The organism is Streptomyces sp. NPDC017993, from assembly GCF_044328065.1.
GTDB lineage: Bacteria > Actinomycetota > Actinomycetes > Streptomycetales > Streptomycetaceae > Streptomyces.
Window position 1 is genome coordinate 26,625 of the sequence record NZ_JBIRGO010000036.1, and the last position, 18,980, is coordinate 45,604.

General features: G+C 67.6%; 19 protein-coding genes. 9 read left to right on the forward strand and 10 right to left on the reverse strand.

Features of this window, described 5'->3' with window-relative positions:
* Window positions 1–261: 261 nt before the first annotated feature.
* Window positions 262–936, forward strand: coding sequence for a DUF6766 family protein (locus ACH4FH_RS36880; RefSeq protein WP_398560345.1), 675 nt, complete (start codon window positions 262–264; stop codon window positions 934–936).
* A 579-nt stretch (window positions 937–1,515) separates the two neighbouring features.
* Complete coding sequence (locus ACH4FH_RS36885; RefSeq protein WP_398560346.1) at window positions 1,516–1,740, forward strand: hypothetical protein; 225 nt, start codon at window positions 1,516–1,518, stop codon at window positions 1,738–1,740.
* A gap of 153 nt (window positions 1,741–1,893) precedes the next feature.
* On the opposite strand, the gene ACH4FH_RS36890 is transcribed toward ACH4FH_RS36885, so the two are convergent.
* From ACH4FH_RS36890 to ACH4FH_RS36900, 3 genes are all read right to left on the reverse strand, one after another.
* Entirely contained in the window at window positions 1,894–2,142 is a 249-nt protein-coding gene (locus tag ACH4FH_RS36890) for a DUF2789 family protein (RefSeq protein ID WP_398560347.1), read from the reverse strand.
* Window positions 2,143–2,541: 399 nt separating this feature from the next.
* Window positions 2,542–3,420, reverse strand: coding sequence for a SigB/SigF/SigG family RNA polymerase sigma factor (locus ACH4FH_RS36895; RefSeq protein WP_398560348.1), 879 nt, complete (start codon window positions 3,418–3,420; stop codon window positions 2,542–2,544).
* 1,080 nt (window positions 3,421–4,500) lie between these two features.
* The gene (locus ACH4FH_RS36900) at window positions 4,501–5,142 is read right to left on the reverse strand and encodes a diguanylate cyclase (protein ID WP_398560349.1); all 642 of its coding nucleotides are present in this window, start codon (window positions 5,140–5,142) and stop codon (window positions 4,501–4,503) included.
* A 257-nt stretch (window positions 5,143–5,399) separates the two neighbouring features.
* Here ACH4FH_RS36900 and ACH4FH_RS36905 point away from each other — a divergent pair, with 257 nt between their 5' ends.
* Window positions 5,400–5,549 carry a hypothetical protein gene (locus tag ACH4FH_RS36905; protein WP_398560350.1) on the forward strand — a complete coding sequence of 50 codons (150 nt, stop codon included), beginning with the start codon at window positions 5,400–5,402 and terminating at the stop codon, window positions 5,547–5,549.
* A gap of 428 nt (window positions 5,550–5,977) precedes the next feature.
* Here ACH4FH_RS36905 and ACH4FH_RS36910 read toward each other — a convergent pair whose 3' ends face one another.
* The 3 genes from ACH4FH_RS36910 to ACH4FH_RS36920 form a co-directional block, all read right to left on the reverse strand.
* On the reverse strand, window positions 5,978–6,106 hold the full coding sequence (locus ACH4FH_RS36910) for an LPFR motif small protein (RefSeq protein WP_398560351.1): 129 nt from the start codon (window positions 6,104–6,106) through the stop codon (window positions 5,978–5,980).
* Window positions 6,107–6,229: 123 nt separating this feature from the next.
* A complete protein-coding gene (locus tag ACH4FH_RS36915; protein ID WP_398560352.1) occupies window positions 6,230–6,562 on the reverse strand; it encodes a plasmid stabilization protein in 333 nt (110 codons plus the stop codon).
* A gap of 418 nt (window positions 6,563–6,980) precedes the next feature.
* Entirely contained in the window at window positions 6,981–7,721 is a 741-nt protein-coding gene (locus tag ACH4FH_RS36920) for a VOC family protein (RefSeq protein ID WP_398560353.1), read from the reverse strand.
* 481 nt (window positions 7,722–8,202) lie between these two features.
* Between ACH4FH_RS36920 and ACH4FH_RS36925 the strand changes: the two genes are divergently transcribed.
* The 6 genes from ACH4FH_RS36925 (at window position 8,203) to ACH4FH_RS36950 (ending at window position 12,604) form a co-directional block, all read left to right on the forward strand.
* Window positions 8,203–8,430, forward strand: coding sequence for a DUF5133 domain-containing protein (locus tag ACH4FH_RS36925; protein ID WP_398560354.1), 228 nt, complete (start codon window positions 8,203–8,205; stop codon window positions 8,428–8,430).
* 179 nt (window positions 8,431–8,609) lie between these two features.
* Window positions 8,610–9,656 (forward strand): aromatic acid exporter family protein, encoded by a 1,047-nt coding sequence (locus ACH4FH_RS36930; protein ID WP_398560355.1) that lies wholly within the window; start codon window positions 8,610–8,612, stop codon window positions 9,654–9,656.
* Window positions 9,657–9,974: 318 nt separating this feature from the next.
* Window positions 9,975–10,532, forward strand: a complete 558-nt coding sequence (locus tag ACH4FH_RS36935) for a hemerythrin domain-containing protein (RefSeq protein WP_398560356.1) — start codon at window positions 9,975–9,977, stop codon at window positions 10,530–10,532.
* 32 nt (window positions 10,533–10,564) lie between these two features.
* Window positions 10,565–10,981, forward strand: coding sequence for a CBS domain-containing protein (locus ACH4FH_RS36940; RefSeq protein ID WP_398560357.1), 417 nt, complete (start codon window positions 10,565–10,567; stop codon window positions 10,979–10,981).
* A gap of 129 nt (window positions 10,982–11,110) precedes the next feature.
* Window positions 11,111–12,064 carry a TIGR03557 family F420-dependent LLM class oxidoreductase gene (locus tag ACH4FH_RS36945; protein WP_398560358.1) on the forward strand — a complete coding sequence of 318 codons (954 nt, stop codon included), beginning with the start codon at window positions 11,111–11,113 and terminating at the stop codon, window positions 12,062–12,064.
* A 21-nt stretch (window positions 12,065–12,085) separates the two neighbouring features.
* Window positions 12,086–12,604 (forward strand): DUF6328 family protein, encoded by a 519-nt coding sequence (locus tag ACH4FH_RS36950; RefSeq protein ID WP_398560359.1) that lies wholly within the window; start codon window positions 12,086–12,088, stop codon window positions 12,602–12,604.
* Between the two features lie 148 nt (window positions 12,605–12,752).
* Here ACH4FH_RS36950 and ACH4FH_RS36955 read toward each other — a convergent pair whose 3' ends face one another.
* The 4 genes from ACH4FH_RS36955 to ACH4FH_RS36970 all read right to left on the reverse strand — a co-directional run bounded on the left by ACH4FH_RS36955 (window position 12,753) and on the right by ACH4FH_RS36970 (window position 18,124).
* A complete protein-coding gene (locus ACH4FH_RS36955) occupies window positions 12,753–13,796 on the reverse strand; it encodes a Ku protein (protein ID WP_398560360.1) in 1,044 nt (347 codons plus the stop codon).
* A gap of 292 nt (window positions 13,797–14,088) precedes the next feature.
* Complete coding sequence (locus tag ACH4FH_RS36960; protein WP_398560361.1) at window positions 14,089–15,285, reverse strand: aromatic acid exporter family protein; 1,197 nt, start codon at window positions 15,283–15,285, stop codon at window positions 14,089–14,091.
* A gap of 1,447 nt (window positions 15,286–16,732) precedes the next feature.
* On the reverse strand, window positions 16,733–17,113 hold the full coding sequence (locus tag ACH4FH_RS36965) for a VOC family protein (protein WP_398560362.1): 381 nt from the start codon (window positions 17,111–17,113) through the stop codon (window positions 16,733–16,735).
* A gap of 438 nt (window positions 17,114–17,551) precedes the next feature.
* A complete protein-coding gene (locus ACH4FH_RS36970) occupies window positions 17,552–18,124 on the reverse strand; it encodes a type 1 glutamine amidotransferase domain-containing protein (RefSeq protein WP_398560363.1) in 573 nt (190 codons plus the stop codon).
* Window positions 18,125–18,980: the final 856 nt, after the last annotated feature.

Consider the following 18,980-nt stretch of genomic DNA (forward strand, 5'->3'; position numbering starts at 1 on the left):
CTGGCCACCGACACGTTGTTCCTGGCTCAGTTTCCCGCGGGCTGGAAGGTCGTCGCCGCAGGATGCCGGCCCCGGCACGGCCAGCCGTATCAGTGCACGGTCAAGGGGCGCTGACGTGCCATGCGCCTGATGTTCACGCTCTGTTTGGCCCTCGTGGTGGGGGGCCTTGTCTATTTCGCCGCCCTGGGGTTGATGCACCGGTGAGCCGTTGCGTCGCGGCCCCAGCGTCTGCTGCGCAGGGCTCTAGAGAAGGAGCGTGAAATGCGTCGCTTCGTACGTGACAACGGGCTGAGCTTGGGTTTCGGCGTCGCGTTCCTGCTGGCGCTCGCAGGCCAGGCGATCGCCGGCCACGCCGAGTTCAACAACCAGATCGCGGCAGAGGGGTTTGCTCAGGTCGGCTTCGGCGACTACGTAACATCCTCGGACTTCGCTGTTGACGTGACGGAGAACTGGCAGTCGGAGTACCTGCAGTTCTTCCTCTACATCTTCGCGACGGTCTGGCTGCTGCAGCGAGGGTCCCCCGAATCCAAGGAAGTACCCAAGGCCGGCCCTGAAACCGACAAGGAACAGCGGATGGGCCCCCACGCCCGATACGACTCACCGGGCTGGGCCGGCATCGGAGGAGCCCGCCAAGCGCTGTTCTCGCGCTCGCTCGGCACGGTGATGGCGGCGCTGTTCCTGCTCTCGTGGCTGACACAGTCAATCGCAGGCGTCGCCGCCTACAACGAACAGCAGCTCCGCCAACTGCAGGCCCCCATCGGCTGGGGAGAATACCTGGCCTCTGCAGACTTCTGGAGCCGAAGCCTGCAGAACTGGCAATCCGAACTACTCGCCGTGGCCTCCATGGCCATCCTCTCCGTCTATCTGCGCCAACGCGGCTCCCCGGAATCCAAACCCGTCGGAGCGCCCCATACCGCAACTGGTACCGAGGGCTAACTGGCCCCGGTGCGGACTTTTGACAGCGTCGGCTCCGGGTACCGACGGTCTGCCCGGGGAGTTCTACGCCCTCTACGAGGGCAGCGACTACAACGGCGTTGCGCAGAAACCTGCAGAGCGCTCGACTAAGCCTGACTAGGGGAGCCCAGGGGGTTGACGTTTCAGCGCGTGCGCCTTGACCTCAAGTGCCCTTGATGCTTGAGGATCCGGCCAGCGATCACGACAGGCCGGACGAGCTCCCAGCGGGGCGGTAGCCGCAGGCCCCGAGCCGTCGGCCGGCGCGCACGTGCAGGACAGGCCGGTCGGCGTTTCAGGCGGTCATCGCGTGGGTGGCCCTGCCGCTGGAGAAGAAGCCGCAGGCCGGCCCCTAGACGAACGCAGCCCCCGAACGGTCGACACGCTGACCTGCTACGTAACCGTTAGCGAGAGCTGTCCCGATTGTCAGCGCGCGCGTCGTCCCTCCGCCGATGCCAAGACCCAAATTCTCGCGTGCACAGCGCTGAGGCCCGGCCCCATCGGCCAGGTCTCACATTGTCCCCACCAGATGCGCTGCCACACCGCCGCAGGCAGCCTGGCCACATGACCGTGCGAATCGTCATCCACCCGCCCGCCGACAACGCCGGCCGCCGCGTACACATCGGCGGCACCGACCTCGGCCTCGCCCGCAGCGACATGGACGTCGTGGAATTTTTGCGACGCGCCGGCCTCCCCGACGCCGAGCCGCTCCTCGATGACCCCGAGTGGGTGGAATGGCGCGGCGGCCAGCCACACGACTACGGCGGGCCCAGCATCAGCAGCGCCTGACCAAGCCGGCCGGGCCCGGGCGAGGCAGCCCATTCATCCTCGTCAGAGCAGCTAAAGGCTGCATGCATTGCGGAACCTACACAGGTCAGGGGCGCCGGGACCTGAGGCCGGGAAGCTCGAAGCCCACTTCGACGACCCACAGGCCACCGGCGACTACTTCCTGGGTCGCCGCAGGGCCTCGTTCAGCTGAGCGATCTTCACCGCCCAGTCCGCGTCCTGTACGAGGTTCTCCCTCAGAAAGGCACGCTGGCCATCGTTCCAAAACTGCGCGTTCTCCAGCTTGACGTCGTCCTGCAGTGGCGAGTTCGTGGCGATGAACTCGTCAATCGACTTGCCGTCGTCTGCAAGGTACAGCTGGCGGAAGAGCTCGGAGAAGCGGTGCTGGGAAGCCTCAAAGGACATGGTTCACCTTTGGGTCGGTGGATGGTGGCGAGCGCGCCTTTAGGAACTGATCTTCCTTGTTGGGCCAGGTGACGAAGTCGTCGACACTCCACAACCCACAGGTGGCTGGACGCTGCTCTGCGGGCCGGCGTCGCTGACCAGCATGTGACCGCTTCAGCGTCATCGTTCCCTGACCGCGGCTGCCTGGCCCGGCGCGCCTCGCCCCCTGTACCAGCGCGTAGGTCTAAAATTTCGCCTGCACAGCGCTGAGGCCCGGCCCCTCAGGCCGGGCCTCACCCTCGTTAGTTGCTATCCACGGTGTCAGGCTCGTGACCGTCGGCTCTCCAAACCAGCGTCAATGACCGGCCACGGAACACCCCAACCGCTGCGCTGCCTGGCTCTGGTGGGCGAGGCGGGTCCTCATGCTTCGGCGAGGAGACCCTCGCGCAGGGCGGCGCAAGTGCGGGCGAGGAGACGGGAGACGTGCATCTGGGACAGCCCCAGTTCCTTGCCGATCTCGGCCTGGGTCATCTCCGCACCGAAGCGGAGCTCAATGAGGGTGCGCTCACGCTCATCGAGCTGAGCCAGATGCGGCTTGAGGGCCTGAAGGTCCTCGGCCAGGGCAAGCGAGGGGTCCTCGTTGCCCACCAGGTCTGCGACGATCCCTGTCCGCTGCTTGGCCCCGCCACCGGCTTCGATGGGCCGGTCAATGGAGTCGGCGTCGTACCCGTTGCAGGCGACCAGCCCGTCGATGATGTCCTCCTCCGCGAGCTCCAAGTAGGCGGCGAAGTCGGCGACGGAGGGCTCGGCGATGCCGCGTCCCTCCAGCTGTTCGCGAGCGCGTGCGAGGTCCACGCGCAGCTCCTGCAGCCGGCGCGGCACGTGCACGGACCAGGTTGTATCGCGAAAGAACCGCTTGATCTCTCCGGTGATGTAGGGGATGGCAAAGGTCGTGAACTCGTTCTCCAGCGACACGTCGAAGCGGTCGATGGCCTTGATCAGACCGATCGTGCCGACCTGTAGGACGTCTTCCATCTGCTGCCCGCGGTTGCGGAAGCGGCGCCCCACGTAGCGCACCAGCGACAGATTCATCTCGACCAGGGTGTTGCGCGCGTACTGGTACTCCCCGGTGCCTTCCTCCAAGACCGACAGCCGCTCGAAGAACAGCTTCGACAAACGGCGCGCATCCTGCGGGGCCACACGCTGAGCCTCCTCCACCACCGGCAAGGGGCCCTCGGTCGAGTGGGGCGCGGAGTTCATCCCCGCTATCTGGTCCTGCACTACTGCCGTCGTCGCCATGGCTGCTCCTCGCTCTCGCGTTGCTGCCTTGTCACGACCCGCCTACCCAGCACCTCTGCATAAAACCTGCAGGGCCCGCGAGACCGAAGAGCTTGCCTACCTGCGACATCACTCCTCCCGGACGCAGCAGCGCGACCAAGTCGCTTGGGAATTCGCCAAAGCCGGCAGCGACCACAAGACGCCATCATGCTCGAGTTGCGCACATTGCCGGTGGTACGCCCGGCGTCGGCCTTTCAGGGGCCCGTGAGGACGAGGAGGCCTTGCGCAGGCTGACCTGCCAGACGCTCGCACGCCTCATCGGACTCTAGCCGCCGAAGACCCGCGCGCATTCGAGCTCCAACGTCCCAGCCAACGCCAACGCCTACGCCGTCGCCATCGCCATCGCCACCGCCACCGCCACCGCCACCGCCACCGCCGGAAAGACTCTCCCCCTGCTGCGCACCTACGGCCGGCAGCACGACGACCAGATGCGCTCTCCTGCCAGGCAGCACCAAAGTCACACGGAAGCGGGGCCGGTGGCCGTTACGGCCAAGCCTCCGCACTGTGTTGTGCGCTGGAGGAAGAGGCCAGGGATGTGTGACTCCACGGCTCTGATGCCCACGCCCACGACAGCCTCCGACACGCACGTACGCCCCCTGGCCATGCGACTCCCGCAGGCCGAGAGCGCCGCGGCGCAGGCCAGGGAGGCCGCTTGTGGAGGCCCTCCATCCCCGACCGCCCCTGTTCGACGCGGGGCGCCTGTGCGTCACCGAGCTCGTCACCAATGCCCTTCTGCACACCGAGACCGCAGGGCTCAGGCTGATGCTCATCGACGTCGCTGTCAGTGGTACCTCAGCCGCCCTGTTCAGGGACACCTGGGGACGACCCGCTGCCGGACGATTGCCGGGGAACAGCGCCCTCGCGGACTCCTAGGGCTACGACCGCACGCGCTCGGGGAAGTGGTTCCGGCTGCACGGCGCCGCTCCACCGACCGGGCTCCCTCCGCACCGCCCCAGGCAGACGGACGGGCGAACTGCACGCTGATCGGCCATGACGCGGAGTGCGCGCGGGCCCCACCCGGCCCGGTGTGCCGCCGGCCGCTCACCGGTGCCTACGCCTGGCCGCCCTGACGCACCGCGTCATCTCCTCGGCGTACGGCAGCGCCACGCATGCGCCGATGGCCATGCCCAGCCCCGCCAGATAGCGCGCCGACAGCGGGTTGTCCTTGGGGAGCAGCTTCCAGTCCTCGGCGCCACGTCCGCCGCGCAGCAAGGAGCGCACCTGGTCGGCGTGCAGGCAGCAGGTGAACGCCATCGCGGTGAGCGGCAGCACTTCGAGGAAACTGTGGATGTGCTGCTCGATCGGCCGCACCTCCCGCTCTTCGGTCGCCAGGCTCACGTCCCACAGAGCGGTGCCCCCATGGACCACCGCGGCACCGCCCATGACCGAAAGCACCAGCGGGTTGACCTTGGCGAGCAGGCCGAGCGCCACGGGGACACCGGCCTCGGTCATCATCAGCGCGTGCAGCGCCGACTCCCGCACTCCGGTGGTCTCCTCGATCCAGGTGCGGCGATGCATGACCCAGTCCGCGACCGCGGGCACGAACCAGAGGGGCAGCACCCCATACATCACGAACCGCCGGTTGGTGTCCTCGACGTCCACCGAACGGCGGCGGACGGTCAGGTCACGCGGCCGGCGCCAATGCCGCCACGCCCGTGCAACCGGACTACGGAGCAGATCCATGTCATCTCCACATCCCACCGCCCGCCACGGGCGCGGGGCGCCCCACAGGGACTCCCCGCCGGAACCTCGGCGATGGGTGTTCGTCTCGACGCGTATACCCTCGCGTCTCGCCAGTTGGTGACCTCGTTCGGCTACCCCTGTGCCCTGCCACCACACGTGCCCACCAGCCAACCAGAGACCTGACGACCCAGCACCTTCGACTGTTCTCCGCCGAGCCGCGCGGGGTCCCGCGACCGGCCGGCCGATACGGTCGCCTCGTGTACGAGCCCCGGTGCCAGCGCCAGATCATGGGCACCCAGCAGGGCGCGCTTGACGGCCGGGGCGACGGCGACACTCGTCTCGAAAGGTCACCCACCGGCTCGTCGGCGACCAACACTCGCCGGTGGGCGCTGCTGGTCTCGTTGTAGTCGCTGCCCTCGTAGAGGGCGTAGAACCCTGACGGGCAGACCGTCGTGCCACTCCCCCCGATCATCTTCACCGACAGGGCGCCTCCGTGCGCCAAGGCTGCGCAGTCAGTCGGCGGGGGGCGCCGGGTCCTTCAGCGTCCAGGTGCCGTCTGCGCAGCCTTGCGGGAGCGGCGGGAAGCGGCCCTTCACGTCTGTGCTCCAGTGGTGCGCCTGGCCGCGTCGCACTCGTAGATGCCGCTGTCGGGCACCACCTCGCCGGGCCGAAAGGTGTCGTTCTCGCTCATATCTGCTGTCTACGCCCGACCCGCAGGCCGCGCGACTCAGCGCTCCCACGGCTCCTCCGCGCCGGCAGACGCAAGCCCGGCTGGACGGGGGTTCCAGCCGGGCTTGAGCTTCGGGGCGTCCGCGCATCGACACGCGCCGACGTGTCAGTGGCGCCCGTGGGCGGAACTCGAGGCGCCGCCGAACAGCCGGGCTACAGCCCGGAACGGCAGGGTGACCACGGTAGCGATAGCCCCGCCGATCGACCTAAGCACATCTGCGATTGCCCTCAACACGGTGAACCTCCGACTCCTCCAGCGCAATGCGCTGGATCTTGCTAATTGCTGCACGGCCGATCATCGAGCGGGTGCCCGGGGCCCTGCGGAGGAAACGTTCGCCCAACTCAAGCCGGGCAACGGTCAGCGGCCCACGGCCTTGCGTAGCTGCTGCTTGTTCATCGTCGAGCGGCCCTCGACGTTCTTCTTCTTCGCCTCCTCGTACAGCTGGTCCTTCGTCGGCCCCTGTGGGCCGGCACCGCTGCCTGAGCGCTCGCCGCCGCGCTGGGGGGCTGACTTCGGATCGCGGGTGGAGACCTTGCTCGCAGACTTCGACTCCCCCGATCGCGCGCGTTCCTTGTTGACGGTTCGTGCGGCGATCTCCTTCGCGCGCCCCTCGGAGGTGCCGCGCTCCTTGGCGCCTTCCTTGATGTGCTCGTACTGCCGCTCCCGCTTACGGTTCGATCCTGCAGGCATGACCTGCTCCTCTCACAGACGGGGCTTTCCTTCAGCGCGTGCCCGTCACTGCACGGGCAATGCCCGCACCGGAGCGCGCACCATCTAGTGCACGCCGAAATGTGTCCGAGCGCGACACGGGCGGCTGAGTACACGAGCCACCGAAGCCGGCTGGCAGGGCGAGCAGCGACGCCGCCCCAACGCCCGACCAGGCGGGGAGAAGCGCCTTTTGCAGTTCCCCTGCCTCCTAGCGAGCCAGTGGCGTAACCCGTCGGCTCCACACGTCGGTCCCCTCCGGATGCCGGAGGGGACCGACGTGCGGCGGTGCTCTTACGGTTCGCTTGGCCGCTGCGAACGCCATGGCCCCCGCATCTCAGCGCCGGGAGCTGACGGCTTGGCCCTCCGTCCGATGCCGACTGAAGCAGTCATTGCCGAGGGGTCATCGGGGGCCTGAGCATGGGGCGTCGGTGACGGTGAACAGTGCACCGTCGAGGTCGCGAATGATGCAATGGCTTCCGGGTCTGTCGTGCACGGGCGCCTGCGGGAGCACGACGCCACCTGCCGCCACGGCGGCCTGGGACACCGCTGCCAGGTCAGCAACCTGCAGGTGCATGCTCCACCGGGGCCTCACATGCGGATCGGGCGCGGCCTCGTCGGCTCCACCACGCAAGGTGGCTACCGTACGCGGTCCGTCGCGGACGACGACCCGGTCGTCTTCGTACGTGACGTCGCAGCCACCTGGCTCGCTGGAGGCCCAGCCCAGGACCTCGCCGTAAAAGATGGCTGCATCGAAGGCATCACGGGTGAGCAGCTCAAGGAAGGCCGGGGCGCTGCCCTGCCCGATCGACCAAGAAAGGGTCCGGCCCTCCCAGAACCCGAAAACCGCCCCGTCGCGGTCGGCGCAGAGGCCCGCACGACCTGACCTGAACCTCAGCGGCCCGACAGCCACGGTGGCACCGCGCTCGCGGACTTTGGCTGCGGTCTCATCCACGTCGTCCACGGCGAAGTAGGGCGTCCATGCCACCGCGGCCTGAAGACTCGGCGCCAGCGCGCTGATTCCCGCCACCGGGCGTCCTTCCGCCAGGGCCACAGAGAACTCCTCGCCCAGGCTGCCGGGACGAAAGGCCCAACCCAGCACCGCCGCGTAGAAGTCCTGCGTGGCTTGCAGGTCGCGGGCCATCAGGTTCACCCAGCAGGGCGCCCCGCGGGCGGGAGGTGACGGGTGGTTACCAGCGGCGGGCATGGCGCTCCTCACGGCTTGGTGGCGGCTTACCAGGTCTGCTTCGCCTCTTCATACAGCTGGCCCTCTGTCGGATCCTCTAGGCCCGCTGCCCGAGCGCTCAGCCGCCCACTGTGGGGGCTAACTTCGGGTCACGACCCAACGTCTTTCTCGCCGCCTCCCTCGGATATGCGGCGCAGTGGCCCCCAGATGCCTTCCTCACGTCTGACCTCGACCTCCTCCTGGTCGATAACCTGCGGGGCGATCCAGCCGACCGGTCATCATGTCGCGAACGACTCTCGCGTGCACCGCGGCAACGCCGCGACGATCGACGTGATCGGAGACACGTTGCTCGTGAGCAGCCACCTCCGCGGAGGCTGACTGCAGGCACGGGAGGCGGGCACACGCGGCAAGGCCTCATTCACGATGATGGAGTTGGACCATGCTGATGGCTCACCCCGCAGTGCTGCGCGATCTCGTTGAGCAGTACAAGACCCTCCGGCTGCTCCACGCCCAGGAAGGCAGCAGCGCCATCCTTCGACGTATGGAAGACGTCGCCTACACCCTGTGCGTCTCGACCGGAACGTGGGACGCGGACGCAGCCCTGATCGCCGCACGCCATCAGCTCCCAGGCGCACGCGTCCAGGACGACTCCGCTCTCACACGTTGATACGCCCTCCTCTCTGGCGACCGAACCGGAACAGCGCTACAGCAGCCTTGCCGAATACAGGCTCACGATCACGGACCGGGGGTGCGGTGGCGGCGTGGCAGTGGCTGACGTGGGAACTTGAGGCGGCAGGGCGCACAGCGCGCAGTGCTGTGCGCGGGCCGGGGCCGGAGCGGGATTCGATGGTCCAGTCGCTCAAGGCAGCCGGTGCGGCCATTGCCGCGTGGGCGTTGACCGGCTGGTGGCTGACCGCGCCGATGGCGCTGATGGCACCCTGGACCGCTCTGGCACTGGTGGATGCGACGGTCTACCGCTCCGTACGCTCGGGCCTGCAGCAGCTCGCGGTCATTGTCGTTGGCACTCTGTGGGCGTCTGCTGCGATGGCCATGACAGATGGAAGCACCCTGCCGGCCTTGCTGATCGCTCTGCCGGTACTCGTCCTGGTCGGCACCTACCGCAGGTTGGGCGCCCAGGGCATCTACGGGTCCACCACTGCCCTCTTTGTCATCACCTACGGCTCCTACTCTCTCAGCGAGCTCGGCCACCGCCTGCTGGAAACCGCGATCGGCGCCGTCATCGGTATCACCGTTAACGCCTTGGTCTTCCCGCCCGTCCACCTGCACAACGTGCGCGAGCAGCTTCAGCGCCTGCCCCGGGAAAGCGCTGAACTCCTTCACTCTGTCGCCGAGGGCCTGAGCAAAGAGTGGGGAGCTTCCGACGCGGCGGGGTGGCTCGACCGGGCCCATCGCATCGCACGCGTCCCTCACGACGTTGCCGAGGCGCGCAGGTGGCGTGCCGAGAGCGCCCGGCTCAACCCTCGTTGGCATCTCTACGCCCGTCGCACCGCTTCGCCGCCTCCGCCTCCGGAGGCGGACACTTCCTGGGAGCGCATCATCGCCCACCTGATGGCGATCGCCCGCACCCTGGCAGGCACCGCAGGAGAGCAAGCGCGTCTGAGTCCGCCCGGCACCGAATTCCTCACCCGCTACGCAGAACTGGCCGAGCACCTGGCGGAGCTGTGCAAGGCCCGAGCACACGCCCTCGGCCAGGGGTGCGACGAGCAGAGGGCCCCGGTGGGGGGCCCTGTCGGACAGGCCGAGCCGGCCTGGCAGATCTATGACCAGCTGGTCTCAGACTTTCCGCACCAGCCAGGAACAGCAGCGGCTGTCAGCGGAAGCCTGCTCGTCGAAACCAAGCAGCTGCTCAGCGAACTGGGCGATGACCGGTAGCCAGCCCTGCTCTCAGCAGCGGCCTAAGCGGGCCGCTTGGGGGTAACGGCTGATACGGCCGAGGCACGCGCGTGATTGGTAGGCGCCGCCACATACGGAAAACCGGGACACTTGGCCGCCCGCGTGCCAGGACAGCAGCCAGCCCCCAGACCCCGAAAGGCGCCCCCGTCTCGGCCCGCGCGGAGGACCGCGCAACGTCCCGGCGCCGGGGCATACGGTGCAATCTACTCACCTCGCCGTTAATCGCGGCGTACGCCGGGAACCCGTCTCCTGGCGTGCCGGAGCTGGCTGCGCCCGGAAAAGGAAGGGGAACGAGCCATGGGTCACGGTGGGGACGTCATCGCGGAGCTGACCTCCGACCACCGCGAGGTGGATGAGCTGTTCGAGCAGCTGGACAACGCCATGCCAGGCAGTGAGCGCCGCAAGCAGCTGGCTGATGCGCTGACCATCGAGCTGGTGCGGCACTCGGTAGCCGAGGAGCAGCACCTCTACCCCGCGGTGCGCGAGCACCTAGACGGGGGCGACGCCATCGCCGACCGGGAGGTCGCCGACCACGCCCGCGTCGAAAACCTCCTCAAGGACCTCGAGGAACGCGACGCCGACGACACAGACTTCGACCGGCTCGTGCGCGAACTGCGCACCGAAGTCACCGCTCACGTCGCCGACGAGGAACACAACCTCTTCCCACAACTGCGCGAAGGCGTCCACAGCTACCTCCTGGAGAGTCTGGGGGAAAAGGTCCGCGAGGCGAAGAAGACCGCCCCCACCCGCCCACACCCCAGCGCCCCGGACAACCCGGCGATCAGCAAGCTTCTGGCCCCCGGCCTGGGCCTGGCCGACCGCGCACGCGACTACGTCACCGGCCGCGGCCAGTAAGCACATCCTCTTCATGGAAGGCGAACTCTGACATGGCTGTTGCACGCGACCTCATGACCCCCGGCGCCGAATGCATCGGCGCCGAAGACAGCGTCTCGGACGCTGCCCGCAAGCTCACGGACATGGGCGTGGGGGCCCTGCCGATCTGCGGCAACGACGACAAACTCAAGGGCCTCCTGACCGACCGCGACATCACCGTCAAGGTCCTCGGCAAGGGCCGCGACCCCCAACAGACCAAGGCCGGCGAACTCGCCCAAGGCGAAGCCGTCACCATCGGCGCCGACGACAGCGCCGACGAGATCTTCGCGACCATGGCGACCCACAAGGTCCGCCGCCTGCCGGTCATCGACGGGCACCGCCTCGTCGGCATGGTCGCCCTCGCCGACGTTGCCCGCGCCCTGCCCGACCCCCAGGTCGGAGACCTCCTCGAAGCCCTCTCCACCGACTGAAGGCCGGACCCCGCCAGAGCCGGCCAGAGCCCGGCCGGCTCTCATCCGTTGGCGTTGCCAGCGCCGCTGGTCTCCAGCCCGGGGCCGGGCATGTGGAAGGCCCACCGAGTCAGCGATGGAGGTCGGACCGTGCAGTACGGCTATTTTCTGGCCTGTGAGGAGCATGGGCCAGCAGAGCTGGTCGAGCAGGCTCGTATGGCGGAGCAGGCCGGCTTCACCTCGTTGTGGATTTCCGACCACTACCACCCGTGGAACGATGCACAGGGCCAGAGCCCCTTTGTCTGGTCGGTAATCGGGGCCCTTTCACAAGCCACGTCGCTTCCCGTGGGAACGGCTGTGACATGCCCGACGATGCGGATGCATCCTGCCGTCACCGCTCAAGCGGCAGCGACCGCTGCGGTGCAGCTCGGCGGACGGTTCCGACTTGGAGTGGGCAGCGGAGAAGCACTCAACGAGCACATCCTCGGAGACGCGTGGCCCCAGGCATCCGTTCGTCTCGACATGCTCGAAGAAGCCGTTGAGGTGATGCGGAAGCTCTTCACAGGCAAACAGATCAGCCACCACGGCAGGCATTACACCGTGGAAAACGCCCGCCTCTACACCGCCCCCGACGAGCCGGTGCCCATCGACGTATCGGGGTTCGGCCCCGCCGCCACGAAACTGGCCGGTCGGATCGGCGACGGCTTCGTGACCATGGTCCCGGACGCTGAGGCGGTCGAGCGCTTTCGAAACAGCGGCGGCGGCACAAAGCCCGTTCTCGGCGGATTGAAAGTGTGCTGGTCCACAAACCGGGACGAGGCCGTTCGGACTGCGCACCGGCTGTGGGCCAACGAGCAGCTTCCCGGTGAACTGCCGCAGATCCTCCCCACTCCCCCGCACTTCGAACAGGCGTCACAACTGGTTACCCCGGACCGCGTCGCGAACAACGTGACGTGCGGAGACGAGGCCGAAGCGCACCTCAGCGCGATCAACGCCTACGCGGACGCAGGATTCGACACCGTATACGTCAGCCAGATCGGCCCTGACCAGCGCGGCTTCTTCGACTTCTACCGCACACAAGTGCTCCCTCAGCTGCCTCAATGACAGGCCCGCTCGGGAGGGCGAATGGAATCGTCTGACGGACGCCATGAGTCGGCGGATGAGCGGGCCGACCGGCGGTGGAACGAGTTGCTTCAAGAAGTCCGCGTCATCCAGACGGGTATGCAGATCCTCTTCGGGTTTCTGCTCACCGTCGTCTTCATGCCCCGCTTCGTCACGCTCGGCCAAACGGACAAGACCATTTACGTGGTCACCGTCCTCCTCGGCGCAGCCACCACCGGCGCACTCATCGGCCCTGTCACCCTTCACCGACTCGTCACCGGACGCAGGATCAAACCCGAAACGGTGCTCTGGGCCTCAAGGATGACACTCGCAGGAGCCGTGCTGCTGCTGGCCACCGTCACCTCCGTGCTGCTCCTCATCCTGCGCGTCGCGATGCACAACAGCGCCGTGCCGTGGATCGTCGTAGCGCTCGTTGCCTGGTTCCTGCTGTGCTGGTTCGCCCTACCCGCCTGGGCCCGCCACCGGAACTCACACGAGAAAGGGCGCGGTAAGAACCGTGTCGCCAGAAGCAAATCTCGGTGATCAGTGCCGATCGCCGTGGCCTCCCATGAGACCGGAGTTCCACGGGCTGTGCCCTGCGGCACGGCGTCGAGGTGGTGGGCGAATCGGCTGGCACTGGGTAGCTCGGTGAAGGTCCTGGCTGATTCGATCCATTGGCCGGCCAGGAACGTCAGGACGCCTTCGCGCGGCTTCGTCCACCACTCGGCGACAGCGCACTGATCAGCTCGTCGCGGCTCATCGAGGAGCGGCCGCGGACACCGGCTTCGGTGGCGCGCTCGTAGAGTTCGGCCTTCGTCAGCCCGTCCAGGTGGGCGGGCTGTTTTCCCCCGGCGGACTTCCCTCCCCCTCGGGACTTCTTCGGCGCTTCGGACTTCTTCGTTCCGCGGGATTTCCGGGTGCCGGACGCCTTCTTCGCCCGGGTGCCGGCGCTCTTCTTCCCCTGCGCCGTCTTCACGCTGGAGCGCAGCACGTCCATCAGATCCACCACGTTGGTGGACTCGGGCGGCTCCTTGGCCTTCTCGACCGTCTCGCCCTTCTGCTTGGCCTCGATGAGCCGCCGGACGTGCTCCTGGTAGGTGTCGTGGTACTCCTCCGGTTCCCAGTCCGTGCTGAGCGCCTCGATGAGCTCCACGGCGGTCTTCAGCTCGCGGTCGGTGACCTCGGATTTCTCGGGGAGGTTCGCCACCTCGTCGTACGGGTCGCGGATCTCGTCCGCCCAATGCAAGGTGTGCAGCACCAGGAGGTCCGCCTCGGCCTTCACCGCGACCAGGTATTCGCGGTTGCGCAGGACGAGCGTGGCGATGCCGGCCTTGCGGGACCTGCCGAGGGCCCGGTGGAGCAGCCCGTAGACCTTGGCGTACTCCTTGCCGCGTGGGCCCAGGTAGTAGGTCTTGTCGAAGAAGATCGGCGTCACCTCGTCGAGGTCCACGAACCCGCTGATCTCCAGTGCCTTGGACCGCCCCGGAGCGATGTCGTCCAACTCCTCCGGCTCGACCACCACATACGCGTCACCCGCGTCGAGCCCCTTGACGATGTCCTCGGCGGCCACCTCATCGCCCGTACGCTCGTTGACCCGCTTGTTGCGGATCCTGTCGGACGTGCCCCGCTCGATCTGGTGAAAGTGGACCGTATGGCTCTCCGTCGCCGAGTACATCTGCACCGGAAGGCTCACCAGCCCGAAGGACAGCGACCCGCTCCACACCGGACGAGCCATGGTCTGCACCACCTCCACCACCATCGCACGCCCGGCCTGCCGAGATCGCACCCGGGACCACGCAACCGGCCGACTGTCGTAGGCCCGGTCAGGTGACGAGGCAGGCCGGCCCGGGCCACCAGCACGGAAACCGCGCGTGCGGGAGCTGGGGGCGAGGTCCACGGGCGGACATGGCTCTGCTAAAAGCGCGTCAGGCCGATAGGCCGGTAGGCCGCATCATGCCTGCTTACGCTCCCCCGGTCCGTGGAGTGCTTGGCGAGAGGCTGGTCGCCTTACTGGTGCGCACAGGGGCTCATGGGGTGGTGTAGCGGCGGAGTACGTCGCTGGTGTGCTGGAACTCTTCCATCAAGCGGGTGGCTTCTACCGTCAGCACCCCGTAGGGGCGGGTCGGGTCCGCGAGGGGCAAACCGTCTCCCTCGGCTTGCGCGGCCATCTGGCTTCGGCAGTGCTGTGCGCGCTCCGCCAGTTGGCACAGGTCAGCAGCCTGGCTTGCCAAATGGTCCTCGTCCAAGGTGCTCAGGAGCTGTGCGATGTCGGCGATGGCTTCCAGGAACGTGGCGTAGGACTCCAGGAAGGGCCTGTAGGGGTAGGTGGTCTCGCTGTCGCGCCATTGGTCGAGGCTGCGTGTGAGGGAGGCCGCCTGGTACAGCGTTCGTTCCAGGGCGTCCAGCACCGCGCCGTAGTTTTCGAAGCTGGTGCGTTCGCGGTGACGGCGCAAGAGGCGGCGCGGGTTGTAGTAGAGGCTCTCCTGTGCGGTGTGCATACCGGCTCGTGCCTGGGTGATCAATTCCCCGGTCTGCGCGGCGCGGGTGCGCCACTGCTCGGTGCGTTCCTCCTCGATTTCTCCTGCGGCCAGGGCGGGGTGGATGTCGCTCAGCAGGTCGCCCAACGCGTGGGCGAGGGTGCGGATGCTGTACTCCGCGCTGCGAAAGCGCATGGGCGGGAAGACGGCCAGGTTCACGGCCAAGGCGACGGCGGAGCCGATGATGACGAGGAGGACGATCTGGCCGAGTTGGGCGAGCTTTTCGAGATTCCCCGTCGCAGAGGTGTACGTGGAGAAGGCGAAGAACGCCGCCGTGGCCACCTGACCGCGTTGCGCTCCCAAGGCCGGCCAGCGCCCGATGACGAGGGCAGCCAGAGTCACCAGCGCGAACGTCACCACTTCTGGCCCTGCAAGGAATCCAAGGGCGGCCTGCACGGCCACCCCGGCGGCCACCGCGCCGACGTAACGCAGCGATTGCACCAGCGACTGGTAGACGGTGACCTGCATGATCAGCACCGCCGAGAACGGCGCGAAGGCCGGCGACTGCGCATTCAGGAGGTTGTAGGAAATGACCCAAGCGATCGTCGCGGCCAGCGCACTCTTACCGATCAAAAGCGCCGTATGACGCTCATGCCCGTCGGACCCCCATGCCCGGGACCACCACTGCCCGATACGGGCAAGCCTGCCCGTCTCAACTGGCTCCGCCGCACTCACGCCGCCGGCCACCCACGCCCTCCCTGTCCCGCACGAGCCGTACGGGCGCCTGCTCACCCGTTCCAAAGACCGCCGGGCCCGCAAAAGGGCCCAGGCAGTGAATCGTGAACCAGCCGGCGACAACTGGCCAGCGCTCACGCGACGATGACCGCAGCAGCCCCTTTTAACAGCTGGCCACCATGCCCCGCCCCGCACCACCACCCACCGTTCACCCGGCCGCCCCCAAGCTCCCGCCAAGGCCCCTTCGCGCTTGCCACACAGCCCTGGGCAAGAACCGCTCGGTCCGGCCCCTTCTGTCACCAACGAGGCCCTTGCAGCGGATGCCCAGCCCTGCGGTTCTGCATGCGGGCTGACGCCGGTCAACGTAGATCCCAGCACGAACGCCTTGTAATCGGTCGACAGACACTCCGCCCGGTTTCCACCCTGGCGTGTCGGCCACTTTCGTGCGCACGTTCGCCCCCTCCCCGATGGCACCAGACACCAGTAGCTGCCGGGGAGGGCGGCGCATATCGAGGCGGTCGCGAAACCCCGGGTACGCCGGTCCCGCTTAAGGGGACTCGCCGTCCACCGGCGCCAGGTGCGTAAAGCGTCACGCATGTGCGGCACCATGCCGCCATGACGACTGCCCGGACCCCTACGCCTGCCTGCGGCCCTCGGCGAGACGCCGCGCACGCCCCTCCACCGGAACAACTGCGACGAGAGGCTAGGTACGTGGGCACGATGCCCTGCGGCTGGTTTGACGTGACTCGCGGATGTTGCTGGTGCGGCACGTCGGCGACGGTTCAGGCGCTGCGCACAGACTGGAAATGCACCCAATGCCGCACCTGGCACGGGCCGACGGAGTGCCTCACCGCAGAGAGCCTTCCGGTCGAGGGGCTGACACCTCGAGGGTGAGGTGAGCTCTTAGGGGCCGCGAATCGGCGTTGGCTCTAGAACGCCCTGCGCCAATGACTGCTGAAGCCGCTTCCTTGAGCCGGGCGCGGCGATCGCAGAGTGCTCGCACCAGTCGAGCCACGCATGGACGAATCGCACCGCGCCCTTTGACGGACCCGACGGTCGTGGTTCCCCTCAGCCAACGCCACCTTGGCGACGGCCTGTCGGCCGCTGCCTCCGGCAGGCAGGCCAGGAATCGCCGGACAGCGGATGCGCGGGGATGGCCGGTCAATTGCAGCGCGGTGGTCGGCTCGATCCACGCCAACACCACCTCGACGAGCGCCTCGTAAGGTTCGCGGTCGAGTGGGCACTGCGCTTCGACCCTGCCGCCGGGATACTTACAGGCCGTGGGCGTGCTGGGCGCATGCTCCACCACGGCCTCGCTCGGATCATGGGCCGTATCGGGCGCTCCGGCGGTTCGACGCTCGCGACCAAAGCCAGACCATGTAGGAGGAGGAGAACACCGGCCTGCTGGCCAGTCCCTGCGCGCTGTCGCCCCCAGCCCGGTTAGGTGCCCTCGTCCCCGTCAGCTGCTCGGCGCGTGGCTCAGATCGACGATGCAGAAGATGTTGCCGTCAGGATCCGCCAGGACAACGAAGTCCGGGTTTTCCGGGTAGATGTCCCATTCCGGCCTCGTCGCACCGAGCCCGAGGAGTCGTTCGACCTCGGCTTCTTGTTCGGCAGCCGTCTCCACGAACAAGTCGAGGTGGATGCGCGGGCGGGGCTCGGCCGGGGACTGGCTGCGCATGAGGCCGAGGGCAGGGCCCGAACCGTCACTTCGGGATAGGGTCTGCCAGTTCTCGCTCTTCCACTCCTCAGAGGGAGTCAGAGCCAGCGCCGCCGTCCAGAATTCGGCAGCGCGGGCGACGTCCGCAACACCGATCACTGTGATGCCGAGTGTGAGCATGCCTCGATGCTAGGGCAGGCCGCGCGGCTCGCCGTCGTGCGGTTGGGGCCCACAGCAATAGCCCCCCCGATCCGCGGAGTTCGCCCGCTTCCTGGGCGCGCGTCACCCATGCGTCCGCCAGCTTCTGAAGCTACACATTGCAGCCCGGCGTGCTCAGCACGGGACGAGACGGGCCGCACCAATGCTGTACTGCGGTTCTCCCTCGTGATGGCGCAGTCCGAGATAACGGGTGAGCGGTCCCCAAATGCCGGCCTCCCGCCTCATCCAGCAGGGCCCGGCGGAGCCGGGCAATCAGGTGACGCAGTTGCTCCCGATAGATTCAGGCGGACAGAGGCACTCCTTCGCCGCCTGCTGGCCGACCTTTCAGGTCCATCAGCGGCGGCCTGGCTGCTCTTCGCTGCCGAGAGACATGTGACAACTCCTAGTCGGGTCGGATGGTCAGGTCTGGTGGCGCCCCTCGGCGAACTCTTCAATGATCTTTGCGCAGAAAGCAGGCAAATCGTCCGGGTTGCGGCTGGTGACCAGACCGTTGTCGGTGACGACTTCCTCGTCCACGACGGTGGCGCCGGCGTTGCGCAGGTCGGTGCGCAGGCTCGGCCACGACGTCAGGGTCCTGCCTCGCACGACGCCCGCTTCGATCAGAGTCCATGGCCCATGGCAAATCGCACCGACCGGCTTGCCGGAGGTGACGCAGGCCCGCACAAACGCCACGGCTTCATCGTCCTGGCGCAGCTTGTCAGGGTTGATCGTGCCGCCGGGCAGGATCAGGGCGTCGAAATCGTCCACCGACACGGCGCTGACAAGGGCGTCGATCTGGAAGGTGTCAGCGGGCACGATGTCGGAATTCATCGCCTGGATCCGCCCGTCCTCGACCCCGCTGGGCACGGAGATGATCGCCGTGTCGGCACCGGCCGCGCGCACGGCATCACGGGGCTGTACCAGCTCTACCTGCTCCACTCCGCTCGCCGCGAGGATCGCGATCTTCTTGCCTGCAAGGCTTTCGCCACTCATCAAGGCCCCCGGGTAGATCAGACGTATGGAGGTGCGACGTTCGTGACGACGTGTACCCGCCCAACACGCGGGCCACCACCGCTGGGAGCTCGAATAGGCCGAAAGGTCTCCAAGCCGGCGCCGGCGCGTCTCCCGTCGCAGGGGTGAGCCACCCTGGCGCCGGGGCACAGCCGCACCTACGGACACTTCGTGTCCGCTTTCACGCGGCGGGTCGCCGGTGCCAGGTCAGCCCACTGCCACCAGCACCAGCGCGGCCAGTACGGTGATCACTGCCACGGGAACTCTGACGATCCGTGCCCGCGCCATACGTGCTTGCACGCTCTCGCATCTGGGTGCTGAGCGCTCACCCTGGCCTTCGGGGGGTGTCCTCCTCACCAGTCCTTCGTCGGTGGAGACGGAACCGAGGAGAGTGCGACACCAGCCGCAGTCGCTCTCATCGCTGTCCAGCCAGTAGGCACCTGACAGCCCAGCGAAGACCACCGGGGGCCCATCCTTCTCACACTGCGTCATGAAGCGTTCAACGAGACGTCCGGCGACCAGCTGCGTCCACACGGTCCATCGTGATGCGACCGTCACCGGGCGGTGAATGACCGACCTCGCCGTCAGACGCGCTCGGCAGCCGCTACGGCAGTGCCAGGGGACGAACTACCGGCAACGGCCCCCGAGCGCCGCCGGCCTCGGCCACCAGAGCGCCGCTTCCGGTGCCTTCCAGTTCGCGTTCATCAGTCCTTCGGCGGGGTAGTGGCGCTCCCGCACCTCTCCTAGGCAGTGTTTCTCGGATCTCCGGACATGGGTGAGGTGTTGGGGTCAGGCTGGTTCCATGGGTCGTGGGGATTTAACGAATGCGGAGTGGCAT

Coding starts and splice junctions, on each gene's coding strand:
- ACH4FH_RS36880 (WP_398560345.1), top strand. CDS start 262: ATGCGTCGCTTCGTACGTGACAACGGGCTGAGCTTGGGTTTCGGCGTC.
- ACH4FH_RS36885 (WP_398560346.1), top strand. CDS start 1,516: ATGACCGTGCGAATCGTCATCCACCCGCCCGCCGACAACGCCGGCCGC.
- ACH4FH_RS36890 (WP_398560347.1), bottom strand. CDS start 2,142: ATGTCCTTTGAGGCTTCCCAGCACCGCTTCTCCGAGCTCTTCCGCCAG.
- ACH4FH_RS36895 (WP_398560348.1), bottom strand. CDS start 3,420: ATGGCGACGACGGCAGTAGTGCAGGACCAGATAGCGGGGATGAACTCC.
- ACH4FH_RS36900 (WP_398560349.1), bottom strand. CDS start 5,142: ATGGATCTGCTCCGTAGTCCGGTTGCACGGGCGTGGCGGCATTGGCGC.
- ACH4FH_RS36915 (WP_398560352.1), bottom strand. CDS start 6,562: ATGCCTGCAGGATCGAACCGTAAGCGGGAGCGGCAGTACGAGCACATC.
- ACH4FH_RS36920 (WP_398560353.1), bottom strand. CDS start 7,721: ATGGCCCGCGACCTGCAAGCCACGCAGGACTTCTACGCGGCGGTGCTG.
- ACH4FH_RS36925 (WP_398560354.1), top strand. CDS start 8,203: ATGCTGATGGCTCACCCCGCAGTGCTGCGCGATCTCGTTGAGCAGTAC.
- ACH4FH_RS36930 (WP_398560355.1), top strand. CDS start 8,610: ATGGTCCAGTCGCTCAAGGCAGCCGGTGCGGCCATTGCCGCGTGGGCG.
- ACH4FH_RS36935 (WP_398560356.1), top strand. CDS start 9,975: ATGGGTCACGGTGGGGACGTCATCGCGGAGCTGACCTCCGACCACCGC.
- ACH4FH_RS36940 (WP_398560357.1), top strand. CDS start 10,565: ATGGCTGTTGCACGCGACCTCATGACCCCCGGCGCCGAATGCATCGGC.
- ACH4FH_RS36950 (WP_398560359.1), top strand. CDS start 12,086: ATGGAATCGTCTGACGGACGCCATGAGTCGGCGGATGAGCGGGCCGAC.
- ACH4FH_RS36955 (WP_398560360.1), bottom strand. CDS start 13,796: ATGGCTCGTCCGGTGTGGAGCGGGTCGCTGTCCTTCGGGCTGGTGAGC.
- ACH4FH_RS36965 (WP_398560362.1), bottom strand. CDS start 17,113: ATGCTCACACTCGGCATCACAGTGATCGGTGTTGCGGACGTCGCCCGC.
- ACH4FH_RS36970 (WP_398560363.1), bottom strand. CDS start 18,124: ATGAGTGGCGAAAGCCTTGCAGGCAAGAAGATCGCGATCCTCGCGGCG.